Below are 23,652 nucleotides of genomic sequence, written 5' to 3' on the forward strand. Positions count from 1 at the left end.
CTACTCACTACTCACTACTCACAATCGCCAATAAACCCCATTGTCTCGCTGCATTAATTGATAGCCAATCAACTCCCGTCTTAAAGTTGCATAGTCAGCATGATAGGGTTTGAGAATGTCATTTACCTCACGTTCTGAGTAGTTAATTCCCAAGTCAAATTTGTTGGCTAACCACTTGAGAATCACTAACCGCTTTTTACGACTAGCCGGAATCTCTTTGAGCCGTTGTACTATATCTGTACTATTATGGTCTACCTCTAAGTAGTTTTTCAAGACTTTGCTTTCCCAAGCTTCCGTATCTACATTCTCTATCAAAGAGGCCATTTGCTCAGGGGTGAAAATTTTCTTACTGATACTTTGTAAGACTTCGCTATCTAACTGGTATATACGACTGTTACCTTCTGGGCGCATTGTCACCAAATTTAACTCTTTGAGTTTTGCCAAATGATGAGAAACTGTAGGCTCTTTTAGCTGCATGAGTGCTGCCAATTCTTCGACGCTGCACTCTTGATTGGCTAAGATTCCTACAATCTTCAATCGACTCTCGTCAGCCAAAGCTTTGAAAAATTGCAATAGGGTCTTAAATTGCTCTTGTTTCATAATTTGTTATAATCCATTCGATCGCAATCTAATTAGAGCTAGATCGAATTACTGATGCGGTTCTCGTCTGATGCAGTACAAGCACTGCTTTGGTGAATTTTGAATTAATGTTAATTTTGCGATTTGTTCTGAGAAAAGTTGAGATTTCTTAAGTAGTTCTTTACATTTTGCTATGTTCAAACCATTATCGCGCCGAAGAAGAACGAATCGAGGTATGCCCAAGCCAGGTACTTCTCTTGTCCAGGCTGCTAGATTTTTGGGCATAGACCAAAGCAGTCTATATATGGCTTTGCAAAAAGGACAGATTCCCACTCATCGAAAAGATGGGCGGACGGTAATTAGTCAAGGTGCTTTAATGGAATATCAAGCCAGAAACAGACCTAACTTCTAAATGTTCCTGACTTTTCACGTTATGTGGAAAAGCTAACGCGAAACCTAACCCCCTAACCCCCTTCCCTAGTAGGGAAGGGGGAAAAGTTAAAGCCTCTCTCCTTGTAGGGGCTACGGTGTACACACAAGTCTGATAACCAACCTTATTCCACATCGTTTTGATCCCCCCTAACCCCCCTTAAAAAAGGGGGAACTAGAATCAAAGTCCCCCTTTTTAAGGGGGATTTAGGGGGATCAAACAAAATTTTGCACCCAGCACAAAGATGTGTGTACACCGTAGCCTTGTAGGGGAGAGGTTTGGAGAGGGGTTTTCCAGATACCGTGAAAAGTCAGCTTAAATTTCTACGCCTTCGATACGTTGCATAGCAAAAGGCGATCGCTTCAGACCCTACAGATGCTTGATGTAAGTAAGTCGACGGAAATCAACCTAGCTATATAACAGAATCTAAAATTGACATAATAACCCTTGCGATTGCTAACCTTGGGGACGCTAACGCAAACGTTTCATACCCTACGGGAAGGCTAACGCCAACGCAATGACACAGCGTGAATTATTTAAGCCGTTCTACTTATTGCCAACATTTTTTGAACTGGTATAGTTTTTCCAAATAATTAATATAGAAAATTGCATAAATTGATTGTGAATAAATCATAGGATACTTAAATATATTTATTTAAGTAAAGGGGAATATATTGGCTTTACTTTTGCTTGAAATCTGTATTCTTTCGCTATAGGTTATTCTCTCAAGCAATAAAAATTATGACAATTAACAGAAAGCTTTCTCCGATAGAGCAAAGCATGGAAATTTTAAACCGTCGCGTTGCTGCTAATGTAGTTACAATTAGCCGTGTTCAGGGAAAATTAAGTCAAGACATAGTTAGGCAAGCTCTTGATTTAATTCAAGTTCGCCATCCTCTGCTTAACTCTCGGATTGTTGGCAATTTAGATAATATTGGCTTTGAATTTGGAGCAGAACAACTTCCTTTACGTATAGTTCATAAAAAATATCTAGCCCAATGGCAGGAAGTTGTTTTAGAAGAATTGAACCAACCAATCGCTAGCAATAAATATTTAGCCCGTTCTGTATTAATTAGATTTGCAGATGAAAATATCAATTATTTATTAATAATATTACATCATGCAATTTCAGATGGATTATCAATAGTTAAGTTACATTCCGAAATTTTAACTTACTGTCAGAAACTGGGTTCTAACCAATTAGATTCAGATACCTTTATCTTATCTCCTTTACCCTCTATTCAAAAATTAATGCCGCAATCAATGCAGGGTAAACTGGGTGTCATTAAAGGAATTTGTTTTGCATTGAGATTGCTGCTAAAAATTATTTTATATCAGCCTAAAAAGTTGACTTTTGAGCAGTGCGTACCTTTTAAATTACGCACGGCTGGAATGATTCATCGCCAGTTAAATCGAGAAGATACTGTAAAATTGGTGGAAATTTGTAGAAATAAAAATACAACTGTGCAGTGTGCTTTGTGTGCAGCTATGCTGATAGCAGTAGCAAGAAAGATTAGCAATATAAATAAACCAAATATATGCTTGAGTTGTCATTCATATGTTGATTTACGAAAACGGTTTTTACCAGAAGTTAATCGTGAAAACTTAGGCATATTAACTTCTGCAATCACCTCATTTCACACTCTGGATAGCAAGGTATCGTTTTGGAATTTAGCGCGGGATGTTAAAAAACAGTTAGCAGCAAGTTTACAAAGTGAAGATATCTTTAGTAGCGTTTTAATATCTAAGAAAATTTACGATTTTCTTTTACTTCAACCAAATAACGCACCTGTGAGTGTAGCTGTCACAAATATTGGTCGAGTCACGATTCCTAGTGATTATGGTGAATTTAAACTTGAAGAAATCAGTTTTGTACCATCTCAGGCAGTATTCGGTGGTACTTTTAGTGTTGCGGTTGCAACATTTCAAGACACAATGCTCTTAAACTTCACATTTTCTGAGCCTTCAGTTAGTCGAGAAAGTGCTGAAAGTTTAGCAAATGATGTAATGTCTTATATGCTCGATGCTTGTCATGAGACTCATCTCTAGTACAGCACGACGTAAATAAGCAGACAATTTCAAAACAGCAAAAGCATTGGTATATTAAACTTTTGACTTACCCTCCGGGTTCGCTCTTCTCTACGAGAGGCTGTGCCAAAGCGTTCTCGTAGAGTAGCCGCTTTCGCGTCTATGACTTTTGACTTTTGACTTCCGCCTTGCGGTACTAGTCCCCCTTCCTCCCGTTGTCATAGCTTTGAGTCTGACGGAGGGAGGACGAGAGGTTAGAGATGAATATAGAAATCAATAATTGATTTCGTGCAATGTTTAACTAAATTGCTCACCTACATCTAGGTTAAATAACATCTGTAGGGTTTGCATACAGCGTCTTCTAGCATCAACATCTTGTTGCGCCCGCAATTGCACCATTGGGTCATGTAAAATTTTATTAACAATCCCTCTTGTTAAAGCTTCTATTACTTCTTGATGCTTGTCGCCAAATTCCGAACCTAATCTTGATAAAGCTTTTTCTAATTCTTGTTCGCGAATGGTTTCAATTTTATTCCGTAGAGAGCTAATGGTTGACACAGTTTCTAGACTGCGCCACCAAATATCAAAAGCATCAACCTCTTCTTCTAATAGCCGTTCTGCTTCTTGAGCCATTTTCCTACGGCTTTCATAATTTTGTGCGACAACAGCCTTTAAATCATCGACATTAAAAGCTTGTACATGAGACAGATCATTGACGTCTGTATGGACATTTCGTGGCACAGAGATATCAAATAACATCAGAGGTTGATTAGGAGCTAAAACCATCTCTAATTTAGCTCTATCAAGTATTGGCTCGGTTGCAGAAGTGCTAGTAAATACTATATGGCTTTCGGCAATTACTTGCATCATATCCGGGAGCAAGTGTGTGCGAATGGGCTGCTCAGAAAACTGTTTTGCCAATTCTTGAGCGCGATCGCGGGAGCGATTGACAATACTAATTTGCGTAGCACCTTTAGAAATCAGGTGTTGTACCAACAGCCGTGACATCTTACCAGCACCGAGAATAGCCACTCGACAGCCAGATAAATTATCTGCTTTGATTTGTGCTAATTCCACAGCAGCCGAACTAATAGAAACTGCACCAGTCCCGATGCTCGTTTCCGTGCGGACACGCTTACCAGCTGTCAGTGCTTGTTTAAATAATCGATTCAGAATTGTTTTTATACCATTAAATTGCTGCCCCAGTTTGTGAGTATTTTTCACCTGAGCCAGAATTTGTCCTTCTCCGAGGACTAAGCTATCTAAGCCCGCAGCTACCCGCATAACGTGCATCACTGCATCTTCGTGCAGCAGAACAAATAAGTGTTGTCGTAAAGAATTTACAGGTAATTTGCTGTGTTCTGAAAGAAACTGAGTAACTTCTCGGATACCATGCTCAGTTTCCGCCGCCACAATGTAAATTTCTAAGCGGTTACAAGTGCTAAGGATAGCAACTTCATCAATGTGGGGATAGCTGGTTAAGTGAGCGATCGCACTTTCTGTTTGTGGTTCTGGAATACTCAGCTTTTCCCGAATTTCAACTGGGGCTGTTTTATGGCTTAACCCCACCACTGCAATATTCATTTCTTATCGGTAATTAGTAATGGGTTATTTAATGATTGGGGATTGGGAATTGGGGACTAGGAATTTTAGATTTTAGATTTTGGATTGAATAATCTAAAATCCAAAATTGAAAGACTGGGGATTGGGTATTGGGGATTGGGTATTGGGGATTGGGTATTGGGGATTGGGTATTGGGGACTGGGTATTGGAGACGAAATTTACCCCCTGCTCCCCCTGCTTCCCCTGCTTCCCTTGCTTCCCCTGCTTCCCTTGCTTCCCCTGCTTCCCTTGCTTCCCCTGCTTCCCTGTCCCCTGTCCCCTGTCCCTAACTCCTAGTGCAGTTGCACAATCTTGGGCTGTTCCCACATATGAATGGTATCCACAAACCGAGCAGTTTTGGACTGACTGGAAATAACCAGACTTTGAGTTCTAGAACCGCCGTGGAAGAAGCGGACACCTTGCATGAGGTTTCCAGAGGTGATACCACACGCAGCGAACAGAACGGTTTCCCCAGATGCCAGTTCATGAGCGTTGTAGACCTTATCGGCATCATTAATACCCATAGAACTCAAACGATCGAGGTTAGCTTCTCTGCTTTCACCAATCAAGCCTGTTTTCACTACTGCTGGATCGTAGATCAATTGACCTTGGAAGTGTCCACCCAAAGCACGCATTGCGGCTGCGGAAATCACACCTTCAGGAGCAGCACCAATACCCATCAGCGCATGAATATTAGTACCAGCAAAGCCACAAGATACAGCCGCACCCACGTCACCATCAGAAATCAACTGTACTCTTGCGCCGGCTTCACGGATTTCTTTGATCAAATCGGTGTGGCGATCGCGCTTCATGACTACTATCACAAGTTCATCAATAGCGCGGTCTAGACACTCGGAAAGAATCTTGAGGTTTTCCGTGGCTGATTTGTTAATGTCTACGTGACCTTTAGCGGCTGGAGGTGCTGCTAGTTTCTTCATGTAGAAGTCAGGAGCAGCAAATAGTCCACCTTTTTCAGAAATTGCCAACACAGCCATTGAACCAGGTTGTCCATAGGCAACCAAGTTTGTACCTTCGCAGGGGTCAACGGCAATATCAATTTCGACCAATTCATCGGGGTTACAGAAGTTTTTAGCATCTTCTTGTGTACAGATACCGACTTCTTCTCCAATGTAAAGCATGGGCGCGTCATCGCGTTCCCCTTCCCCAATTACAATGCGACCACGCATATGAATTTTATTCATCCGCTCCCGCATTGCTTCCACTGCTACTTGGTCAGCAGTATTTTTTTCGCCCTTACCCATCCACTTTGCGGATGCGATCGCGGCCTGTTCTACTACCTCAATAATCTCTAATCCAAGTGTATTTTCCACAGAGTCACCCTCTCAACTGCTTGATTTTTCCGACTTTTCATCTGGCCATTTCAGTTCTTAAGTCTACCAAAGGGCGGATACCGTGTGATCAAATAGAACAAATACTATTAAGTTGCCATTTGCTAATGTGTTAAGTTTTGCTGCTAAAATTAACATCTGATTGAATCGTGTGTAATATGCCCCACTGATTTAAATATTGGAAATTAAATTCTAGGAGAGTAGAAAGTATGTGCAAGTTATTTCTTCTGACAATGTAAAACTTTAAACATTCTCAAAATCTTTAACAATAGGTTGGCGGATATTTTCACTCAAGTGTAAAGCAAGCCAATGGATCAGATTGAAATCTGTTGAAACCAGTGCCTACAACTAAAGCTTCTGTATGAAAAAATGCGATCGCTGCTTTAGCTTTTTCTCTGGCTTGTAGATAAAAAATAGCAACCTTATTTTTTTGTGTTCCCTAAAAACTCAAAATATTGGACTTGAGAAATAAAACCGAGGTTGGTGTCTACTTTATAATTCTTAAAAAAGCATCAGATAAAAATTATGTTTGACTTTCTTAATCCCCTACTTGGTCGTCATCCCGAACGTATCAAAGCCAATGTTGAAATATATACCTGGCAAACTTGCCCTTACTGTATTAGAGCCAAGCTATTACTGTGGTGGAAAGGTGTAAATTTCACTGAGTATAAAATTGATGGTGACGAAGCCGCAAGAGCAAAAATGGCAGAACGTGCCAATGGTCGCCGCACAGTACCGCAAATTTTCATCAATAACCAACATCTTGGCGGCTGTGATGACCTCTATCAACTAGACACCAAAGGTCAACTTGACCCTCTGTTAGTACAGCCAGCTTGAGTTAGTGCTGAGTGCTGAGTCGTGAGTTCTGAGTGCTGAGTGCTGAGTTCTGAGCGAAGTTATCGTTTCTTTTTCCTTGTCTTCAAAAATTTTTGAATTTTGTAGCTTGCTTCTCCCCAGGAGTATTTTGAATTTTGAATTAATTTACCCCGAATATCTCATCTATCGTCACTGGATGAGCCGAGCTTTAGAATTGGCAAAAGTTGCTGGTGACGCGGGGGAAGTCCCAGTTGGGGCTGTGATTACTGATGCTGATGGTAATTTAATTGCTGAAGGTGAAAACCGAAAAGAGCGTGATCAAGATCCTACAGCCCATGCAGAAATTATTGTTTTGCGTTCAGCCACCAAAAATTTACAAACTTGGCGGCTTCATGATTGCACCTTGTATGTAACCTTAGAACCTTGTCCTATGTGTGCAGGTGCGATCGTACAAGCACGTCTAGGAAAGTTAGTATATGGAGTGGACGATACCAAAACCGGCGCAATTCGGACAGTTCTCAACATCCCCGATAGTGGGGCTTCTAATCATCGTCTACAAGTTATCGGAGGTGTTCTAGAGTCAGCCTGTCGCCAGCAATTACAAAATTGGTTTGCTACTAAGCGACATCCGAAAAAATAACGGACAGAGATGAAACTGTCCAGCTGTAATCACACAACTTACGGAAGAAAATCTACGGTGTAACTAAATCAATCTCTCGCCGAATTCTACCGGTTAATTTGCAGCTACCCACATGATGGAATTTTACTCTGCGTCTGATACCTGCCCCATAAAGCCAACGGACAAGCCTATAAATCCCAAAGTGGCTGTTAGTTCTGCAAGAATTTCTCCTTGGTTAACTCCTCTGGCGTATTTTTTGGGACATCACTTTCTTTTACCATTCTTTTTTGGAAATATTAAAATTACCGGTCAAGAAAATATCCCCAAAACCGGCCCTGTTATTTTAGCTCCCACCCATCGCGCTCGTTGGGATTCATTACTTCTACCCTATGCCGCAGGTCGTTACGTTACGGGTAGAGACTTACAATTCATGGTGACAATTGATGAATGTCAAGGTTTACAAGGTTGGTTAATCCGTCGAATGGGTGGATTTCCTGTAAATCCTCAACACCCTGCTGTTGCTACTCTCCGTCATGCGGTAGAAGTGCTGCAACAAGAACAAATGTTAGTTATTTATCCAGAAGGAGATATATTTCGAGATGGCAAAGTTCACCAATTAAAGCCAGGAATTGCTCGTTTAGCTTTGAGTGCAGAATCCCATCACCCAGGACTAGGGGTAAAAATTATCCCAGTTGGCATTAACTACAGCGAGCCTTACCCAAGTTGGGGCGCAGATGTCAGTATTGAAATTGGTTCGGCAATGAATGTCAAAGATTACACCAATGGTAAAGCGAAACAAAACGCCAAGCGGCTAACAGAGGATTTAACAAGGACTCTACAACATTTAAGCAATCAAGAACTCGCTGTTAGTCATCATGCTTTTGCAGAGATTTCCAATTCTTAATGACTAAATCCCCAAACTCAATTCCCAACTATTGAGCTTACCTGTATCTTGGGGTGCGTAGTCAATTAGCCATAAATACCAACTACCTTTGGCGGACTGTGAGAGTAGCTGTTTAAGCAGGGGATGCGATCGCAGTGTATAAGTTGTTTTTAACTCAGTCCGACACCCTAAAGTCCGATTTTGCAATAACACCTGCTGATTATTGGGAGCAATTAAATAAATTTCTAAATCGCCTAAAAAATCGTGGTTGAGATTGACTGTAACTTGAATATCTTTAATTGTACTCGCTTCAGAAATAGCGATCGCGCTTTTAATCCCTTGTTGATTATGATCAGGAATCTCTACAGGGCTAGAATTACTCACCTTCACTTGCTTACTAGCCGTTAATGTTTGATCAGCCCGCATTTGTACAGCCGCTTGCACTGCCTTAGCCGCATTGACTTTACCATAACCAAACCACTCGGAATGTCCATTGTTATCGTAAGTACCCCCATACAAACCCAATTGTTGGTCAGGATTAGGGTCTACAATTTTATCTGCCGTTGTTTCTAAGATGCGTTTAACTTGTTGCGCCGTCAAATCAGGATTGGCTGATAAAACCAAAGCCGCCACCCCTGCAACTACAGGTGTAGCACTAGAAGTTCCCCCAAAGTTGCTAGTAAAATCACCTAAATCGTAACCTGCTGCACCTATTTGGTCAGTTGTTAACATTCCCCTTCCAGTTAGGGAAGTTGCAATTGTAGGTTGTGTGTACAAAAAACCTTTCCCTGGAAAAGACATTCCTGGTGGCGCATTATTACTAGGGGCGCACACCGAAATATTAGTTCCCCAATTGCTGTAAGCAGCTTTTTTCCCCATACTGGTTGATGCCGAAATGGTCATCACATCAGAATGTACGCCAAAACCACCCAGCCAGGTTGTCAGACCTTGTAAAACATTGTTTGGCCAATTCTGCTCATATACAGTACCACTCACGGGGCGGTTGGCATTGCCCGCCGCAAATAAAACTACACAACCTTTACCATTGCGTCCTTGTGTAGCAGCCCTCGTAATAGCTGCCTGTTGGCGCAAGGATAAGGGAAAGTAAACAGCTGAAGCTCCCCAGCTACAAGAAATTACACTAGCACCTTTGTCAATTGCCCAGTTAAATATCTGTTCAATTGATTCATCATCTAAAAACCCGGTGGTACGGATAGGCATAAAGGCACACCCAGGCGCAACCCCGACAATTCCTGTGCCATTTTCTTCTGCCACAGCTAACCCTGCACAGCCTGTACCATGACTGCTACCTCTACCATCTGGTAACGGTAAAAAGTCATCATCCCTTAAATCTCTAGGCGCAACTACCTTACCACTACCTTGAAAGTCTGGGTGATTCAAATCAAAAGAATCATCCACAACAGCCACAACTACAGACCGCACCCCACGTGTTACATCCCAAGCTTGTTCTACGGCAATGTGAGAGCCTACAGATAATTCATTACCGCCGTTATGGTGGAGATACCATTGCTGGCTATAGAGAGTGTCACGGGGTCGGTAATGCGGCTCAGTTTCGATTAACACATTTGGTTCAGCCGCTAACACCTCTGGTAGAGTTTGTAACTGGTTAGTGATTTTGATGGGATTTTCTGTAGCTTGTTTACTGACCAGAAATACAAAAGCATTAGGCAGACCAAGTATGGGTTTGTCTTGGATGAGGTGCAATTGCGAGGCGATGAGATTAATTTTGAGGGTATCTACGCCATCAGCAAACTGAATGGTAATTTGATCAGCAAAATAAACGAAAGTCCCAGGATTATCCTTGACTGTGTAGGCATGACTAGCAAAAGCTACATTGTCATCACTCCGTGCTTGAGCGATCGCTTCCTCTATTTGCTCTGGTGTAGTTTGAAAGAGTTCTAATTTGGCTTGAGTAATACTGCGTTGCCAAATACCCCAACTAACCTGAGATAATTGTTGCACAGGAAAATCGGTGACAAAACGGACGGTGAAGCGGTCTAAAGCTTTCGCGAGGATTAATTCTTCACCTCCCCGTTGGAGTACCAATCCCATACTGCTTGCTGGTAAACCGGTGGGTAAATCAGAGGATGAATTGCGATTGTTCATAAGGGCGATTGTGGTTGATGCAGGGGCAACGGGAACTCTATTAAACCGATTTTCAGTCTAAATCAAAGAAACTCAGTACGTAGCTTCGCTTTGTTAAAAACGAAAACAGAGTTAAGATACCCGAAGTTTCCCTACCTTGTTCGATTTCTTAATAGTTGTTGCACAAATTGACCCCATGAACGTTGCTGCTCCTGCTTCTTTAATTCGTTTGACTACCCTAGCGGTGTTAGCAACCCTAGGTCTGCTTGCACCTGTCAATGCTCAGAATCAAGTAAAGCCTATTGATCCTAATAGCCCCAATAATCTCCGTCCTACCGCTCAAAATAATAGCCTGATGAGCATTGAAGGTGGCGATCGCTTGATGACAGAGGCAGCACAAGCAGTTACTGCCCAAAACTACCCTCTAGCAGCGAAAAAGCTCCAAGAAGCCCGTCAGGTTTATAATCAGCTATCAAATTTCTATCAAGATTTAAACTCTAGCTTTTCGGGCATAGACAATCGAGTTTCCGATTCCCAGCGACAAAAAGCTTTTTTAACAGCCCAAAAGCGCGATGAAGCTACCTATCAGCTAGCTTTAGTACATCGCGCTCAAAATCAGCCAGAATTGGCTGTGCCTTTATTGGTGCAAATTATTAAAAGTCAAAATCCCACGCGAGAACTAGGTAAAAAAGCCTATCAGCAGTTATTTGAATTGGGCTTTGTTGATGCTCCCTATCCCCGACAAGGTGGTAATTCCTCTTCCCAAAAGTAAAAAGGCAGGGAAGCAAGGAAAGCAGGGGAAGCAAGGAAAGCAGGGGAAGTAGGGGGGAAATTTCATTCCCAATCCCCAATCCCCTCATCACCCATAGACTTCCACCAATGCGGGGAGAACAAAAAACTAATACTTAAATTGGACTCCTACACCCGCAATTTGGCAGAGGGAAGCTCTCCATATCTGTTATTAATAGAAAAGTAGGTTTTTTAGGAATTGCGATGATTACTCCGCAGCAGGTTGAAGCAATGATCAAAGCGGAACTGCCAGATGCCCAAGTTCAAGTGCAAGACTTGACTGGTGGAGGCGACCACTATCAGGTGACAGTAGTCTCATCGCAGTTTGCAGGTAAGGGACTGGTGCAACAGCATCAGTTAGTTTATGGTGCTTTGCGACAAGCTATGTCAACTGAGGCTATTCACGCCTTGGCATTAAAAACATCTACCCCCGAAGCTTGATAGGCATCAGCCAGCAGTCGCTTCCTAAAGTAATGAGCCAAAAATCAGTAGTCCATAGTCTCAAATTCCGCAACCAGTCATTATAGTTATTACCCATAGACTAATAACTAAATGACTAACGACTATTAACTATCAACAAAACTAGAGAACAAAAAGATCATGACACCAGAAGTTCAAGAAAAAATTGATAACTTGGTAAACCAGAATAAGATTCTAGTTTTTATGAAGGGAACTAAGTTAATGCCCCAGTGCGGTTTCTCTAACAACGTTGTGCAGATTCTCAATACTCTGGGCGTTCCCTTTGAAACTATTAATGTTTTAGACGACCAAGACATTCGTCAGAGCATTAAAGAATACTCTAACTGGCCAACAATTCCTCAAGTATATATTAATGGCCAGTTCATCGGCGGTTCTGATATCCTGATCGAACTTTACCAAAAAGGTGAGTTGCAGCAACTAGTGGAAGTAGCGTTAGCGTCTTAATTTATTTTGCGTAGGTTAGAAACGGAATCAATCCATTTCTAATTTATTTAAGAGAAAAGCAAAAACCAACATTAATTAAATGTGTTGGTTTTTGCTCAAGAAAATTCAAATAGGCGTAATTTGGTTTGCAGGTAAGCAGCCCATTTTTTTACACAAAATGCTCTCGTTAAAAATTCTGTGTCTCTTTGCGCCAACCTCTGCTCTACTACAAAGGTTGGGGGTTACTGTTAACTATCAAGAATCACTGACCTTCTAGGTCGGTGAGTATATCCTGACTTTTCACGTTATGTGGAAAACCTCTCCCCTACAACTACCGTGTATACACAAGTCCACCCTGAGAGAGTTTCTAGCCTAAAAAGATAGACTCAAATTGCCGTAAACCGTGAACAAGGGTAGGCATTCCCGGAGGTCGGTAATGACTCGGATGTGTGAACCTCAAAATGAATGATGAACACTGGTATGGAGATTATCGAAAGTCAGAACAGTGATGTTGCTATCTTGGGCAACATTGTGGTTCGCCGTCCTCGTCATGCCGAAGCAATTGCAGGAGTTCGTCGAGAAGCAACAGTTTTGCCACGGCTTTGCCATCTTCTCATTCTCCCGGTTCCTGAAATGCAAGTTGTAGAAGTTGGAGATGAAGTCGTTGCGCTACACTGTCAACTTCCAGGTAAACCGCTTTGGTCAGTGCAAGAACTTAGTGACTTGACCAAACAGAATCTAGCAACACAGCTTGGTAGCTTCTTGAAGTCCCTACATGAAATTGAACCAATTGTTTTAAGTGATATCGATTTGCCTTGCATCGATCAGAAATGGTGGACGAATTTTCTTGATAAAGCAGAACAATCTGTGTTTGACCATATGGCTTCGGCAACCGCTCAAGTTTTGCGTTCTCAAATTCAATCTCATATTGAGCAACTGCCAAGCCTACCTTGTGTGCTGCGACACGGTGACTTTGGATCGAGTAATATTCTGTGGGACGGGGAAAAAAATATCACTGGCATTATTGATTTCGGTTCATTAGGATGGGGCGACCCCGCTTGGGACATTGCAGGGCTTTTTGTCAGTTATGGTCGTTCGTTTGTTGAGCCGTTAGCACTAACTTATCCAACGGTTGAATCATGGCTGGAAAGATTGTCTTTTTACCATCAAATGTTTGCTCTGATGGATGCAGTTTTCGGTGCTGAACATTCAAATAGCAAAACTCTAAACGATGGATTGGACACACTGAAGCGAATCACTTAATTTGGTGATACAGTCGCAGTCGAATAATCCGCTTGCACACTGACCGTACTAAATTGGTCTGTGAGTCCGAAAAGACACTGGTAATGAAGCGACTCACCCTTATTGCAGATAGAGGAAAAATAGTTAAAGTTTTCTATCCAGTTTTTCCCCCAAATAAGAATCCTCAAGAGGTTGTTGAGTGGTTGATTCAGTCAGCAGCCTAACACTTCGTTGGAGCGGACAGACAAAATATCTTGGTTGTGTAGCAAAGGGTGTCTGCTGCCGCTCAACTTTGCTGTTATGCCGCTTCGGTTGTAATTTGGGAAGGTTCTTGAAGGTAAATGGCGAGGCGATCGCTCGGTGAGAGAGTTGCGTTTCAAAGTTATACACAGTGGGTAGAGTAGAAACTAAATCATCTAAAGTAAAGGGTGAATTAGTCGCCAGTGCAAAGCTACAATTTGATTAATATGCAGATATTTTTAACGATGAACTACCGAAATCACATCACGATCGAACCCAATAAACGTGGTGGTAAGCCTTGTGTTCGTGGACTGCGGATTACGGTTTATGAAGTGCTTGAGTACCTAGCTTCCGAGATGACCGAAGCAGAAATTCTCGGCGATTTTCCTGATCTAACGCGAGAAGATTTGAAAGCCTGTATTGCTTATGCTGCCGACCGTGATTGTCGGTTTATGACTGCTCCATTATTTGCATGAAATTACTCTTTGATAATTGTCTTGAAAGATGCAGATATGCACGACCTAAGCTTAGTATTTGGAAAGCCACCGAAAGTTATTTGGCTTTGCCTTGGAAACTGTTCGACATCACAGGTTGAGAATTTGCTGCATCAGAATTTCGACGCGATAAAATTATTTTATGAAGATGAGAACTTATCGCTGCTTGCTTTATCATAATGCGCTAAAAACGATGTGGAATAAGGTTATTAAACTTGTGTGTACACCGTAGCGCAAGCAAGGAGGGGGCTATAATATACCTCATGTGATTAGAAAACCCTATACCTCGCTGCTTGTATAAGTTTCAGGAATAAAATCATCCATACCACAGATGAACACTGCAATTTGAATTTTATATGTTAACTTCAACAGATTTTATCGGCTTGTTTAATGAACGTTTCTTCCGTAATTTTCTACCGATTCCAGCTAGCAATGAACTAAGGTTAGAGATAGGAACACCAGACTTTCAATTGCCAGATATTACCAACGGAACGTTAGTTAAATTATCCGATTATCGCGGTAAACAACCAGTTTTGCTTGCCTTTACGCGAATTTTTACAGAAAAGCAATATTGCCCATTTTGCTTTCCTCATATTAAAGCCTTAAATGAAAACTATGAGGAATTTAAACAGCGCAATATAGAAATTTTATTAATTACTAGTACCGATGAAAAACAAAGTCAAAGAGTTGTAAGAGATTTAGGGTTAAAAATGCCATTACTGAGCGACCCTAGTTGTAGAATATTTCGTACCTATCGAGTAGGACAAGCCCTAGGTGCGCCTTTACCTGCCCAATTTGTATTAGATAAAGATGGCAAACTGCGCTATAAGCATTTATTTTCTTTCTTAGATCACAATGCTAGTATCGAAAAAATTATAGAAAAATTTAATTATTTCTCAGCGACCTGATTTGAGAACTAAAACCAGGGGGTTGTCAAAGCATTAAGAGCGCGGTAATGGTGAGACAATCCGCGAATTTTGATGCTGGCAAGAAAAGCAAAAAGAAGCAGGGGAGCAAGGGCGATATTTAAAATCGTTCAAAAGCCTCGCTTATAAGCTTTTTGACTTTTGATTTTTGACCGATGCCCATTTTAGATTGAAGAAAAGCCGTCTTAATTACACCCAATATATAAAATTTCTTAAAAAACACTGCAACCGAAAGTCTCGTTGCGATAATACCTGTATATCACTGAAATTCTTCAAAAATTTACCTGATTTTAAGTCATAAAACTTTGCAAATCACCTGATTGATTACATAGGTGAATTAAAAAGGTTATTTGCAATTAACTTTTAAGACTCTTTGGAAATCATTTGCTGTGCGGAGTTTTTATGACTACTTCATTACCTAATAATTCGAGCAGTGCTTCAAGCAACCCCAGTCTAGAAATAGCTAGACAGCGATATACATATAACTACAGCTATATTCCACCTATGGCGATGGTGGATCAGCTACCTGATGGGGAAGGATTCCCAACTAGATGGTTTTTGTTGTTAGTTAAAGAATTAAAGATTATTTTTGTGAATACGTTGATTACCAACCGAGGTAATCGCGGTTCAGAATCGATTCGTGATGATGTCAAACTATTTATCCTGGAAGCTGTACTGAAAGGGGCGATACCAGCCAACATCAGCGTCATTGCTAGACTGCTGCAAATTATCCCGCAAATGCTGATTCGGGGATTTTCGACTGATTTTCGAGAACTCGATGATTTGTTGTTTTCGCTGATTAAGGAAAGTGGAGTCTTAATTTTGGGGGATTCCTTAAGTCGAATTAGGAAACTGCTTGATCAAGGAAAACCCACAGGTCACGTTAAAAGTCTTGAAGATTATCAGAAATTATTCCCGGTGATTCCAGTACCAGCGATCGCAGATTCTTTCCAAGAAGATGAAGTGTTTGCTTATATGCGGGTAGCTGGCTACAATCCTGTGATGATTCAGCGAGTCACCAGTCTAGGGGACAAATTCCCTGTCACTGATGCAGACTATCAAGGCGTGATGGGAAGTGACGATTCCCTCGCAGTTGCAGGAGAGGAAGGCCGACTATACCTGCTAGACTATGCCATTTTTAAAGGTGCTATCAATGGTTCATTTCCCACCGCGCAAAAATATCTCTATGCACCTTTAGCACTTTTTGCCGTACCCAAAGGTTCAGACCCCAACCGTCTATTAAGACCAGTAGCCATTCAATGCGGTCAAACCCCAGGGGAAGATTACCCGATCATTACCCCTAAATCTGGTAAATACGCTTGGCTAATTGCCAAAACCATTGTTGAGATTGCCGATAGCAACTTTCACGAACCAGTCACCCACCTAGCTAGAACACATCTATTAGCTGGGAGTTTTGCGATCGCTACCCATCGTCAATTACCCAGTAGCCACCCCCTTAACTTGCTGCTACGTCCCCATTTTGAGGGAACTTTAGCCATCAACGATGCTGCTCAACGCGCTCTAATTGCTCCTTTTGGTGGTGTTGATACTTTACTCTCATCAACAATTGATAACTCACGTGTGTTAACAGTGCTGGGCTTACAAAGCTTCGACTTCAACAGAGCCATGTTACCCAAACAACTCCAACAGCGTGGCGTGGACGATCCTAACCTCTTACCTGTTTATCCTTACCGAGATGATGCCTTATTGACTTGGGATGCTATTCGTCAATGGGTTTCAGATTACCTGAAACTTTATTACACAACAGACCAAGATATTCAAAATGACACATATATTCAGGCTTGGGCGGCGGAAGTGCAAGCTCATGATGGCGGTCGTATAGCTGATTTTGGTCAAGACGGTGGGATCAAAACACAGGAATATTTAGTTGATGCTGTTACGTTAATTATTTTTACCGCTAGTGTGCAACACGCTGCTGTCAACTTTCCCCAAAAAGATTTGATGGCTTACATCCCAGGCTTCCCATTAGCCGGTTATTTACCAGCCTCAATTCTCAAAAGAGAAGTAACTGAGCAAGACTACCTCAATTTATTGCCACCACTAGAGCAGGCGCAACAGCAGTATAGCCTGTTGGCTTTGTTAGGTTCTTTATATTACAACAAATTGGGTGAATATCCGCAAAAGCACTTTCCAGATCCCAAAGTCGAACCCTTATTGCGATCGCTCCAAAGCCATCTTGAACAGATTGAAATCACCATCAAAAAGCGCAACTTAATTCGCCCACCGTATGAATATCTGCTTCCTTCTAAAATTCCTCAGAGCATTAACATTTAGTTAGAGCATTGGGCATTAGTCTTTGATGATTCTCCCTTGTCTTCCCCTATCCCCTGTCACCTGTCACCTGTCCCCCAATCAACATGGAACTCAAAGAAAAAGTTTTGACAGCCCACAATCGCCAAATCTGGCTTTCATCTATTCTTGCCAAAGTCGGTAATACTAGCCCCATTGGTAAGCTGCTGCTTTTGATTTTCTATTATCTGGAAGCTGTCATCATATTCAAAGACTGGCGGGACTTTCTCTATATCCGCAAGGATAATATCGGCAACAAGTTTTTTGCCTTAGACCAAGCAGTTATCCATTCTACTCATGCTGAAGTTAAACGGCTGATGCAGACTGAGCCTCAAATTAGAAGTAATTATTTAGGCATCATTAAAATGCGAGCCTCTAGCTATCTCCTCAACAATCCCCTCAGTTTGGGAACGAATGGTCAAGAACATAGTGGGGTACGTGCCGTAATATTACAAGCTTTACCAGACCCTTTAGAAACGGCAGAGACATTAGGGAAACTAGTTAATCAAAACCTAGCAGATGCTGCCAAACAAGGTCAATTACACATTGGCAAAGATTTACCAGCGATGATATTGCGGATTCTGCACCAACTTGTGTTTGAGATGTCATTCTCTGAAGAAGAAGTCACTGCTTCTCAGGCTTATATCCAAGATATAGGACTAGCACTTTTACCCAATTTCGTAGTCAAGTATCTACTCAGAAGCAAAAGCGCACCACATATTCAACATCGCCAGCGTTTAATTGAGCGATACAAACAATCTCCCAAATGGGCGGCTTATTTAGAAATTGGTTCTCAGCATCAATTAAATGAACACCAAATTGCTAACAGCCTATTTGATATGACTCATCTGGCCGGAACTGCTGGTACAAGTGCGCTTTTAGGCTCAGTAATTGGTGTTCTTTGTCTTAACGATGGCTTAAGAAATGATGTTATGGCAGAGGCAAATGAGATCGGTAATAAACAAGAACCCCTGAATAAATCTGTCTTAGAAAATGCCACACTTACCGAAAAAGTAATTTTAGAAACAGCCCGTCTTTATCCTCCTGTGCGATTTGTCAGTCAACTTACCACTCAATCAGGCGAAATTACGATTGGGGAGAAAAAATGCCCCTTCCAAAAAGGGACGCTGTTAATGGGTTCTATCTTCACAGCCAATCGGGATGCAAATAGATACGAAAATCCCGATACTTTTGACGTAACACGAAATTTTTCTGACATCTTATCTTGGAACAGCCAAGGACATGAGCGAATCTGTCCTGGGACTTCTTTATCAATTGCCATCATCAAAACATTCTGTTTGTATCTTTTCCAGAAATATCAATGGGACTCATCTACAGATGTTAAGTGGGATTTTGCTAACTTTAAACCCTTCACCCCCGATGATTTAGTCCTCCAAGGTTTTGCTCAAAAATTGTAAATACTATCAGAGGATGTTTGAGAAAACATTTAATCCCTGTAGAGATGCTAACTTTTCACGGTATCTGGAAAACCTCTCTCTGAATCTCTCTCCTGCGAGGAGAGAGACTTTGAAATCATGGTTTGGAAGTTAGATTTTCCGTGGACTTTTCCACATGACGTGAAAAGTCAGGTAGAGATGTTGCACTGTAATGTCTCTACATAGGGCTTGCTGTACTAAGCGCAATTACGAATTATATTAGCAGTCTGATTTGCACAGCGAAGGAATTTGCTCTCGGTATTCGCGGTCATTGGGGTATCGAAAATTGCCTCCACTGGGTGAAAGATGTTGTTTTGAAAGAGGATAGTTCGACAATCCGTCTCGGCAACGCTCCCGCAAATCTTTCCATTATTAGAGCGATCGTACTCAATATACTTCGTCGAAATGGTTATCATTCCATCACAATTGCTCAAAGATTTCTCTCTCATGATATTGACAAACTCCTTCATCTTGTGGAATGAAACAGCCCTGCTTTTTAAGGGGGGTTAGGTCACATCCTTATTGAGAAATATTCTCTAATTCCTGCTAATATAGTTAGAAATATTACTCTTCAAACCGTGCAACTAGAGATGGCTGGTATCTTATCAATCCAAAATATGGATGAAATGTTTGAAAAACACCTATTAACGGTAATTTACATCATTCATCTGAAAATGACATTTTTTTGAAATATTCAAAGTCTATTGGTAAAGGATATTGGCAGCGCACGTTACTACCGGATGGTATTTCTATAGATATTGAAAATAATCAATTCCTCAACCATATTATCTTGGAGGAACCAGCAGGTAAGGAAAGAAGCCCTGAAATAGGTTTTCGTCTGTCAGGAAACCGTAAATTATATACAGGTGAGGTGATGCAAGGTGGTCAAAACTTCTTGTGCTTGTCGGATGTTAGTCGCGGAGGTAGAACAGAGTGGGCAGGTAATCAAAGACATCAAGCAGTTCCCCGACAGGTGTTAGAGGACAGACAAGTGATTCGAGCCTCAGACGCACTGCGTAATGTCAGTGGTGTGCAGAGGGGAAATACGGTTGGTGGCACATCTGAAGTATTTAACATTCGCGGATTTCAACAATTTGGAGGGAATCTCCGCGACGGCTTTAGAAACGATTTTTCTATTGTAGAAACGGCAAATTTGGAACGGATAGAAGTCCTCAAAGGACCAGCTTCTGTACTCTACGGGAATTTAGATCCTGGTGGTATTATTAACTACGTGACAAAGCAACCGCTTTCAGAGCCTTTTTATGCTGTTGGGTTGCAAGTAGGAAGTTTCGGTTTAGTGCGACCAACCCTTGATTTCTCAGTCCCTTTAAACCCAGAGGGTACATTACTCTATCGCTTGAATACCGCTTATGAAAAAGGAGGAAACTTTCGGGATTTTGACACAGAAGTGGAACGATTTTTCATTTCACCTGTAGTTAGCTGGAACATTAGCGATCGCACTGACCTAACATTTGAATTGGATTACTTAAGTGATAAGCGTCCGTTTGACGGGGGATTATTTGCTTTTGGTACAGGCGTTGCCAATATTCCCTTTGATCGAGTCTTAGGTGAACTAGATGACTCTAGTGAAAGAATAAATTCGTCAGCAGGATATCGATTAGAGCATCGTTTCAACGATAACTGGACAGTCCGCAATCGGTTTCGATTTTCTTATGAAGACTTTATTTTAGCTTACGTTGAGCCTCTTAGACTGAATGAGGAGACTGGAGAAGTTTCTAGGGAATTTGTTATTAGCGAGAGTGAAGCGAAAACCTACGCATTGCAAACCGATCTAGTAGGAAATTTTACTACTGGATCAGTCGAGCATACGCTTTTATTTGGTGTTGATTTGTCATGGCAAACAAGAGAAGGTTTGGCTCTATTTGCTGATGCTCCCAGCATCAATATATTTAACCCTGTTTATGGAATTGCTTCCCCACCTCCGAGAGATCAGTTTCCATTTAGCTTTCCTAACCGGACTGAAACAAATTCTTTTGGCTTTTTTCTGCAAGATCAAGTTACTCTAACTGAAAACTTAAAACTGTTAGTAGGAGGACGCTTTGATAACATTAATCAAACTACTCTCACCAGTGAACGGGAATCCCAAGCCTTTAGTCCACGAGCTGGCATTGTTTATCAACCGATTGAGCCAATCTCTCTTTATACCAGCTTCAGTAGCTCCTTTCAACCTAATACTAGTATTCGTGTAGATGGCTCACTGCTTGAACCAATACGCGGCACGCAGTATGAAGTTGGCATTAGAGGCGAGTTTCTCAACGGTAGACTAATCACAAACCTAGCTGCTTATGAACTCACCAGGAGTAATATTCCCGCACCCGATCCAGACAATCGAGGTTTCTTTATTCCTGTAGGAGAGCAAAGAAGCAGGGGTATTGAGTTGGATGTCACAGGACAAATTCTTCCGGGATGGAATATGATTGCTTCTTACGCTTACACCGATGCCAGAGTTACCAAAGATAAGCTAATCTTCATTCATTTTTCCAGACTGATTCGCTTGTAGTAAGGGCTTCAGCCCTGGTTTTATGCAACTTAAATGCTGATTAGCTTAATAACCTACAACCGGGTAATTTGCTTGATGGTGTGCCGTTTAACTCAGCCAGTTTGTGGTCAACTTATGAAATTCAAACAGGTGATTTCCAAGGCTTAGGATTTGGCTTGGGCTTATTTTATGTTGGCGAACGGCAAGGGGATCTGAATAACTCTTTTCAAGTACCTAGTTATGTACGTACTGATGCCAGTATATTTTATCGGCGAAATAACTGGCGGGCTGGCATTAACGTTAATAACCTTTTCAATATTGATTATATCGAAGCTACTGGCCAGCGCCGGACTCGCGTTGATCCTGTCGCGCCGTTTACGTTGAGAGGAACACTGTCAGTGGAATTTTAGATTTTCCAGCACTGCGAGTAGAACTAAATTAATATTTCAAAATGCATAAAATTCGTCGTGGGTTTAGGTTATTTGGGTTAACGCTTCTGGCAATTGTGCTGTTTTCTGCTTGTGCTAATAATGTCTCACAAAACTTAACTAGCTCTAATGAGTTATTGCCTTCACAGTGCAGAATAGTCAAACATCTTATGGGTGAAACCTGCGTTCCTAATGACCCACAACGAATAGTAGTGCTAGATGAAGCAAGTTTGGAGATTGCATTGACTTTGGGTTTCAAACCTGTAGGTGCTTCTGTCTTCTTTGGAGATGTATCTGCTGGAGATATACCTGCTTACTTGCAGAATAAAGCTCAAGGAGTGGCGATGGTTGGTGAGTCTGGAAAACCCAATTTAGAAAAGATTCTGACGCTAAAGCCAGACGTAATTCTTTCGGTTTCTAATTTGACACAACAAGGAAGCTTATATAATCAATTGTCGCAAATTGCACCGACAGTTACCTGTGAATGGTGGAACGGTAAAATCGTTCGTTGGCAGGAATGCTTTCAATCGTTTGCTGAAGCATTGGGTAAATCATCTGAGGCAGATATTACCGTCAATAATTATCAGCAACGGGTAACAGAGTTACAACAGGCATTAGGCGATTCTCTCCACACCACAGAAGTTTCACTCGTCAGGATTTACGCAGATAGAATTCGCCTGCGGGGAGAAGGACAACATATATGCAGCATGGTCATTCAGGATGTGGGCTTACCTCGTTCTCCCATTCAAAAAGAGGGAATTGATATGTCGATTGAAACTATTGAATATGCAGATGGGGATGTGATTTTTCTGCAACAGCATCCACAAGCAGATAACTATAATTACATTCTTAACCATCCTTTATGGCTCCAATTAAATGCAGTTAAGTTAGGCAAAGTCTATGAGGTCGGTGATGATTATTGGCACGGTGGAAGCTACATCGCCGCCAATCTCATTCTTGATGATTTGTTTAAATATTTAGTGAAGTAATTATCAATATGTCAACTAACAAAACTCAAAACAATTGTCGTTTTTGTTCCGAGATTTCCCAAGCTAACGGTGAAGACACCATTGGTTCTGCTATAGCAGTAACACAATACTTAATTATTGAAGCTGCACAACCTTGGCCAGATAACTTCTGGATTGAACCTGACCCCATGCGACAGGGCTTATTAGCAGCATTAAACTTTGTTTGCGAAGGTAGTAGAAAAATTCGAGTAATAGCGATCGCACCAGACCGGGAATACTCCCATCCAGGTTATACTCGTGTATTCTACTATCGCCGACCAGCAAAGTTTTTTGCCCAATTTGAGAAACAAGAATTTATCGTACCTCATGCTTTACTGGGTTCTTTGGCATTAGCTTTACTCAAAAATCCAGAAGAACTACCAAATTTTACCCAATATCGCCAACAAACAAACCACATTCGAGAATTACTCATTTGCACCGACGGTAAAGTGGATGTGGCTTGTAGCAGATTTGGTTATCCAATTTATCAAACATTGCGTTCTGAATACGCTGCTGCAAATAACAGTAACTTACGTTTTTGGCGATGTAGTCATTTTGGTGGACATCAGTTTGCACCTACCTTACTTGATTTACCTCAAGGACAATACTGGGGTCGTTTAAAACCGGAAATTTTAGATTTATTAGTCCGACGTAATTGTTCAGTCAAAAAACTGTATGCATACTATCGAGGCTGGGCTGGTTTACCCAAATTTGCACAAATCGCCGAACGAGAGATTTGGATGCTTGAAGGTTGGAACTGGCTGGAATATCACAAAGTCGGTCAAATTTTAGCAAGTGATGAAATTAACCAAGAATGGGCTGATGTTCGCATTGATTTCACCACAGCCGATGGAAATAGCCGCAGTGCTTATCAAGCCAGGGTGGAGTGAAAGGTTCAGTTATGACAGCTTGGAACTCAGCAGAACAGCCATCTTTAGAGGAAGTCAAGCAGTATCGTGTCCGTA

General features: G+C 41.5%; 24 protein-coding genes. 19 read left to right on the forward strand and 5 right to left on the reverse strand.

Features of this window, described 5'->3' with window-relative positions; all coding sequences use genetic code 11:
- Nucleotides 1-18 precede the first annotated feature (18 nt).
- On the reverse strand, nucleotides 19-600 hold the full coding sequence (locus ACM0OR_RS08745) for a metalloregulator ArsR/SmtB family transcription factor (protein WP_414575912.1): 582 nt from the start codon (nucleotides 598-600) through the stop codon (nucleotides 19-21).
- 172 nt (nucleotides 601-772) lie between these two features.
- Here ACM0OR_RS08745 and ACM0OR_RS08750 point away from each other — a divergent pair, with 172 nt between their 5' ends.
- Nucleotides 773-991 (forward strand): helix-turn-helix domain-containing protein, encoded by a 219-nt coding sequence (locus ACM0OR_RS08750; RefSeq protein WP_414575913.1) that lies wholly within the window; start codon nucleotides 773-775, stop codon nucleotides 989-991.
- A 708-nt stretch (nucleotides 992-1,699) separates the two neighbouring features.
- Nucleotides 1,700-3,058 (forward strand): phthiocerol/phthiodiolone dimycocerosyl transferase family protein, encoded by a 1,359-nt coding sequence (locus tag ACM0OR_RS08755; RefSeq protein WP_414575914.1) that lies wholly within the window; start codon nucleotides 1,700-1,702, stop codon nucleotides 3,056-3,058.
- 276 nt (nucleotides 3,059-3,334) lie between these two features.
- Here the strand turns inward: ACM0OR_RS08755 and ACM0OR_RS08760 are convergent, their stop codons facing one another.
- Together ACM0OR_RS08760 and glpX are read right to left on the reverse strand one after the other, a co-directional pair.
- Complete coding sequence (locus ACM0OR_RS08760) at nucleotides 3,335-4,621, reverse strand: glutamyl-tRNA reductase (protein WP_414575915.1); 1,287 nt, start codon at nucleotides 4,619-4,621, stop codon at nucleotides 3,335-3,337.
- Between the two features lie 311 nt (nucleotides 4,622-4,932).
- Nucleotides 4,933-5,970, reverse strand: a complete 1,038-nt coding sequence (gene glpX / locus ACM0OR_RS08765) for a class II fructose-bisphosphatase (protein ID WP_190701929.1) — start codon at nucleotides 5,968-5,970, stop codon at nucleotides 4,933-4,935.
- 543 nt (nucleotides 5,971-6,513) lie between these two features.
- Between glpX and grxC the strand changes: the two genes are divergently transcribed.
- The 3 genes from grxC (at nucleotide 6,514) to ACM0OR_RS08780 (ending at nucleotide 8,327) form a co-directional block, all read left to right on the forward strand.
- The gene (gene grxC / locus ACM0OR_RS08770; RefSeq protein WP_190701931.1) at nucleotides 6,514-6,825 is read left to right on the forward strand and encodes a glutaredoxin 3; all 312 of its coding nucleotides are present in this window, start codon (nucleotides 6,514-6,516) and stop codon (nucleotides 6,823-6,825) included.
- A 175-nt stretch (nucleotides 6,826-7,000) separates the two neighbouring features.
- Nucleotides 7,001-7,444: a tRNA adenosine(34) deaminase TadA gene (gene tadA, locus ACM0OR_RS08775; protein WP_414575969.1), complete on the forward strand. Its 444-nt coding sequence runs from the start codon at nucleotides 7,001-7,003 to the stop codon at nucleotides 7,442-7,444.
- A 112-nt stretch (nucleotides 7,445-7,556) separates the two neighbouring features.
- A complete protein-coding gene (locus tag ACM0OR_RS08780; RefSeq protein WP_414575916.1) occupies nucleotides 7,557-8,327 on the forward strand; it encodes a lysophospholipid acyltransferase family protein in 771 nt (256 codons plus the stop codon).
- Nucleotides 8,328-8,330: 3 nt separating this feature from the next.
- Here ACM0OR_RS08780 and ACM0OR_RS08785 read toward each other — a convergent pair whose 3' ends face one another.
- On the reverse strand, nucleotides 8,331-10,433 hold the full coding sequence (locus ACM0OR_RS08785; RefSeq protein ID WP_414575917.1) for a S8 family serine peptidase: 2,103 nt from the start codon (nucleotides 10,431-10,433) through the stop codon (nucleotides 8,331-8,333).
- A gap of 175 nt (nucleotides 10,434-10,608) precedes the next feature.
- Between ACM0OR_RS08785 and ACM0OR_RS08790 the strand changes: the two genes are divergently transcribed.
- The 4 genes from ACM0OR_RS08790 (at nucleotide 10,609) to ACM0OR_RS08805 (ending at nucleotide 13,367) form a co-directional block, all read left to right on the forward strand.
- A complete protein-coding gene (locus ACM0OR_RS08790; protein WP_414575970.1) occupies nucleotides 10,609-11,184 on the forward strand; it encodes a hypothetical protein in 576 nt (191 codons plus the stop codon).
- Nucleotides 11,185-11,405: 221 nt separating this feature from the next.
- On the forward strand, nucleotides 11,406-11,642 hold the full coding sequence (locus ACM0OR_RS08795; protein ID WP_414575918.1) for a BolA family protein: 237 nt from the start codon (nucleotides 11,406-11,408) through the stop codon (nucleotides 11,640-11,642).
- Nucleotides 11,643-11,801: 159 nt separating this feature from the next.
- Complete coding sequence (grxD, locus tag ACM0OR_RS08800; RefSeq protein ID WP_414575919.1) at nucleotides 11,802-12,125, forward strand: Grx4 family monothiol glutaredoxin; 324 nt, start codon at nucleotides 11,802-11,804, stop codon at nucleotides 12,123-12,125.
- A 459-nt stretch (nucleotides 12,126-12,584) separates the two neighbouring features.
- Nucleotides 12,585-13,367, forward strand: a complete 783-nt coding sequence (locus ACM0OR_RS08805; protein WP_414575920.1) for an aminoglycoside phosphotransferase family protein — start codon at nucleotides 12,585-12,587, stop codon at nucleotides 13,365-13,367.
- A gap of 123 nt (nucleotides 13,368-13,490) precedes the next feature.
- On the opposite strand, the gene ACM0OR_RS08810 is transcribed toward ACM0OR_RS08805, so the two are convergent.
- Nucleotides 13,491-13,736, reverse strand: coding sequence for a hypothetical protein (locus ACM0OR_RS08810; RefSeq protein ID WP_414575921.1), 246 nt, complete (start codon nucleotides 13,734-13,736; stop codon nucleotides 13,491-13,493).
- Nucleotides 13,737-13,831: 95 nt separating this feature from the next.
- Here ACM0OR_RS08810 and ACM0OR_RS08815 point away from each other — a divergent pair, with 95 nt between their 5' ends.
- The 10 genes from ACM0OR_RS08815 (at nucleotide 13,832) to ACM0OR_RS08860 (ending at nucleotide 23,577) form a co-directional block, all read left to right on the forward strand.
- A complete protein-coding gene (locus ACM0OR_RS08815) occupies nucleotides 13,832-14,062 on the forward strand; it encodes a DUF433 domain-containing protein (protein WP_414575922.1) in 231 nt (76 codons plus the stop codon).
- Between the two features lie 21 nt (nucleotides 14,063-14,083).
- A complete protein-coding gene (locus ACM0OR_RS08820) occupies nucleotides 14,084-14,260 on the forward strand; it encodes a DUF5615 family PIN-like protein (RefSeq protein WP_414575923.1) in 177 nt (58 codons plus the stop codon).
- Nucleotides 14,261-14,436: 176 nt separating this feature from the next.
- Entirely contained in the window at nucleotides 14,437-14,988 is a 552-nt protein-coding gene (locus ACM0OR_RS08825; protein WP_414575924.1) for a peroxiredoxin family protein, read from the forward strand.
- Nucleotides 14,989-15,408: 420 nt separating this feature from the next.
- Entirely contained in the window at nucleotides 15,409-17,301 is a 1,893-nt protein-coding gene (locus ACM0OR_RS08830; RefSeq protein WP_414575925.1) for a lipoxygenase family protein, read from the forward strand.
- A gap of 83 nt (nucleotides 17,302-17,384) precedes the next feature.
- On the forward strand, nucleotides 17,385-18,734 hold the full coding sequence (locus ACM0OR_RS08835; protein ID WP_414575926.1) for a cytochrome P450: 1,350 nt from the start codon (nucleotides 17,385-17,387) through the stop codon (nucleotides 18,732-18,734).
- Between the two features lie 236 nt (nucleotides 18,735-18,970).
- A complete protein-coding gene (locus tag ACM0OR_RS08840; RefSeq protein ID WP_414575971.1) occupies nucleotides 18,971-19,234 on the forward strand; it encodes a hypothetical protein in 264 nt (87 codons plus the stop codon).
- 203 nt (nucleotides 19,235-19,437) lie between these two features.
- Entirely contained in the window at nucleotides 19,438-21,273 is a 1,836-nt protein-coding gene (locus ACM0OR_RS08845; RefSeq protein ID WP_414575927.1) for a TonB-dependent siderophore receptor, read from the forward strand.
- Between the two features lie 68 nt (nucleotides 21,274-21,341).
- On the forward strand, nucleotides 21,342-21,662 hold the full coding sequence (locus tag ACM0OR_RS08850) for a TonB-dependent receptor domain-containing protein (RefSeq protein WP_414575928.1): 321 nt from the start codon (nucleotides 21,342-21,344) through the stop codon (nucleotides 21,660-21,662).
- A 41-nt stretch (nucleotides 21,663-21,703) separates the two neighbouring features.
- The gene (locus tag ACM0OR_RS08855; RefSeq protein WP_414575929.1) at nucleotides 21,704-22,669 is read left to right on the forward strand and encodes an ABC transporter substrate-binding protein; all 966 of its coding nucleotides are present in this window, start codon (nucleotides 21,704-21,706) and stop codon (nucleotides 22,667-22,669) included.
- An 8-nt stretch (nucleotides 22,670-22,677) separates the two neighbouring features.
- Complete coding sequence (locus ACM0OR_RS08860; protein WP_414575930.1) at nucleotides 22,678-23,577, forward strand: sucrase ferredoxin; 900 nt, start codon at nucleotides 22,678-22,680, stop codon at nucleotides 23,575-23,577.
- The last annotated feature ends 75 nt before the right edge of the window (nucleotides 23,578-23,652 follow it).

The sequence above is a fragment of the Anabaena sp. CCY 9402-a genome (assembly GCF_963920945.1).
Taxonomy (GTDB): Bacteria; Cyanobacteriota; Cyanobacteriia; order Cyanobacteriales; family Nostocaceae; genus Trichormus; species Trichormus minutissimus.